Source organism: Streptomyces turgidiscabies Car8, from assembly GCF_000331005.1.
Lineage (GTDB): Bacteria > Actinomycetota > Actinomycetes > Streptomycetales > Streptomycetaceae > Streptomyces > Streptomyces turgidiscabies.
Genome location: NZ_AEJB01000035.1, coordinates 1 through 2,887, shown reverse-complemented (window position 1 = coordinate 2,887; position 2,887 = coordinate 1). Strand labels below are relative to the sequence as shown.

Genomic DNA, 2,887 nt, shown 5'->3' with positions numbered 1-2,887 from the left:
AGGTACTCCGCATCATGAACTGCCCTACAGTCGCAGGGAGTTCACCTTCAGGACAGGGTCGGGGGCGGCGTCTCGCGCACCGGTGGCGCGCCATCTGCGGGCGAGGGACACGGCCAGCGCCGTCAGTGCGGCGAGCGTCGCGACACAGGCCGCCAGAGCGGGCAGCGGGGAAGCGGCTCCGCCCGCCTGCCGTACATAGGCGAGGGTCGCCGAGTCGAGGTGCGTGCCGAGCAGATGCGCGGCGGCCAACGCCCCCGAGACGACGACGGCCACGCCGGTCACGACTGTCGACCGGCTGAACCACAGCGCCGCGCCGGCCAGCAGGCAGAGCGCGGAGACGCCGAGCGAGGCGGTCAGTCCGTACCTCGGCGCGTCGACCCAGTCGAGGGGGAAGTGGGCCGCGCCGCAGAGCATGACGAGGACGGCGACGGCACGGCGGAGCCACAGGACGTCACCCCGCCGGGCACCGGCGACGACCGCCGGCTCCTCGGCACGCGGCGCGGTGTACGGCTCGGCGTGCGGCGCGGGTGCGGGGGCCGCGGCCTCGTCCTGGGCGTCGCCGATGCGCCCGATGAGCTGCACGAGGTCCTCGACGGGCCTGCTGGTGGCGGCGGCGTGCACCGCCTGGGCCTCCGCGTGGGCGGCGTGCGGGGCCGCGTGCAGGAGCGCGACCAGACGGCCGACCTCGGCGACCGGCCGCTGTTCGGCGGCGGTCCGGATCGCCTCGTCCATCCGGTCGACGCTGTGTTCCGGGGGACCCAGCAGTTCCACGAGACGCGAGACGTCCTCCACGGAGCGCGCCACGGCCGCCACCCGCAGGACGGTCGCCGCGGTCGGCAGGCCGTCGGGCGACTGCTCCAGGAGGGTGACGAGCTGGACGACGTCGTCCAGCGGCCTGGCGACGACCAGGGTTCGCACCAGGTCGTCCGTGCGTATACGGGTCACGGGACGGGGTTCGCCCGGTCCGGGGTCGTCCGGACGGGCAGGGAACGGCTCGACGGCCATGTTCGCCTCTCAACTTCAGTGCACCGGCACACGGGAAACGTGCGCCACGCTCATATGAACGTTGAACCCTGTGTAACCGCCCGCTTCCCGCCCCGCCACTCGGGAGAGCCCCCTTGACAAGCTCCGACGTTCGGCGGCAGTCTTCCATCAAGTAGAAAGTTATTTCCACCATACGGAATTCACCATACGGAATTAGTGGAGGCGCCGACGGCCATGGGATTCACAGAGCAGCGCTTCAACGTCAACCTGTCGATCCTCTTCACGGAGCTGCCGCTCCTGGAGCGCCCGGCGGCGGCCCGGGCCGCGGGTTTCACCGCGGTCGAGCTGTGGTGGCCCTGGCTGGACACCCCCACCCCGGCACAGTCCGAGCTGGACTCCCTGCGGTCCGCGATCGAGGACGCCGGCGTCCGGCTCACCGGCCTGAACTTCTACGCCGGACAGCTGCCGGGCCCGGACCGGGGCGCCCTGTCGGTGCCCGGGGAGGAGTCCGAGCGGTTCCGCGCCAACATCGAGGTCGCCGCGGAGCTGGCCGGGTCGCTCGGCTGCGGCGCGCTCAACGCGCTGTACGGCAACCGGGTCGACGGCGTGGACCCGGCCGAGCAGGACGCGCTGGCGCTGGAGAACCTGGTGCTCGCGGCCCGGGCGGCGAGCCGTATCGGCGCGATCCTCCTCGTCGAGGCGCTCAACAAGCCGGAGTCCCCCCGGTATCCGCTGGTGAGTGCCCCGGCCGCCGTCGAGGTCGTCGACAGGGTCAACGAGGCGACCGGACTCGGCAACGCCCGCTTCCTGATGGACCTCTACCACCTGTCCATGAACGGCGAGGACCTCCCCTCGGTGATCGACCGGTTCGCCGCGAAGACGGGCCATGTCCAGATCGCCGACAACCCCGGCCGCGGCGCCCCCGGCACCGGCACGCTCCCCCTCGCGGACCACCTGGACCAGCTGCGCAAGGCCGGTTACGAGGGCTGGGTGGGCCTGGAGTACAAGCCGGGCGACCGGCCGAGCGCCGAGGCGTTCGGCTGGCTGCCGCACGCGGCACGCCGCACTTCCTGACATCACCGAGCAGCAGAGAGGCGCCCCCGACATGAGCAGTCTCCCCAAGGTCGCCTGGATAGGCCTCGGCATCATGGGCTCCCCCATGTCCGAGAACCTGATCAAGGCGGGTTACGACGTCACCGGCTTCACCCTCGAACAGGACAAGCTCGACCGTCTCACCGCCGCCGGCGGCACGGCGGCGGCATCGATCGCCGAGGCCGTGCGCGCCGCCGACGTGGTGATCACGATGGTGCCCGCGTCACCGCAGGTCGAGGCCATCGCGTACGGCCCGGAGGGCATCCTCGCGAACGTACGGCCCGGCACCCTGCTCATCGACATGTCGTCGATCACCCCGCAGACATCGGTGGACCTGGCGCGGGCGGCGGCCCAGAAGGGCGTACGGGTACTGGACGCGCCCGTCTCGGGCGGCGAGGCGGGCGCGGTCGAGGCCGTGCTGTCCATCATGGTCGGCGGCGAACAGGCCGACTTCGACCGTGCGAGGCCGCTCTTCGAGGCACTGGGCAGGACCATCGTGCTGTGCGGTCCGCACGGCTCGGGCCAGACGGTGAAGGCCGCGAACCAGCTGATCGTCGCCGTGAACATCCAGGCGTGCGCCGAGGCCGTGGTCTTCCTGGAGAAGTCGGGCGTGGACCTGAAGGCGGCGCTGGAGGTACTGGGCGGCGGCCTGGCCGGCTCCACCGTGCTGACGCGCAAGAAGGACAACTTCCTGAACCGGGACTTCACGCCGGGCTTCCGTGTCGACCTCCACCACAAGGACATGGGCATCGTGACGGACGCGGCCCGTACGGTCGGCGCCGCGCTGCCCGTCGGCGCGGTGGTCGCCCAA

The 2,887-nt window shown here is 71.8% G+C and carries 3 protein-coding genes; 2 read left to right on the top strand and 1 reads right to left on the bottom strand.

The genetic code is table 11. From position 1 onward, the window contains the following. Positions 1 to 24: 24 nt before the first annotated feature. Positions 25 to 945 (bottom strand): hypothetical protein, encoded by a 921-nt coding sequence (locus STRTUCAR8_RS48130; protein ID WP_143666443.1) that lies wholly within the window; start codon positions 943 to 945, stop codon positions 25 to 27. Between the two features lie 273 nt (positions 946 to 1,218). Between STRTUCAR8_RS48130 and STRTUCAR8_RS02510 the strand changes: the two genes are divergently transcribed. Continuing rightward, on the top strand, positions 1,219 to 2,058 hold the full coding sequence (locus tag STRTUCAR8_RS02510) for a TIM barrel protein (protein ID WP_044471515.1): 840 nt from the start codon (positions 1,219 to 1,221) through the stop codon (positions 2,056 to 2,058). 31 nt (positions 2,059 to 2,089) lie between these two features. Continuing rightward, positions 2,090 to 2,887 (top strand): 2-hydroxy-3-oxopropionate reductase (locus tag STRTUCAR8_RS02505; protein WP_006373826.1); only part of this gene is annotated, 798 nt, incomplete at its 3' end.

Coding starts and splice junctions, on each gene's coding strand:
- STRTUCAR8_RS02510 (WP_044471515.1), top strand. CDS start 1,219: ATGGGATTCACAGAGCAGCGCTTCAACGTCAACCTGTCGATCCTCTTC.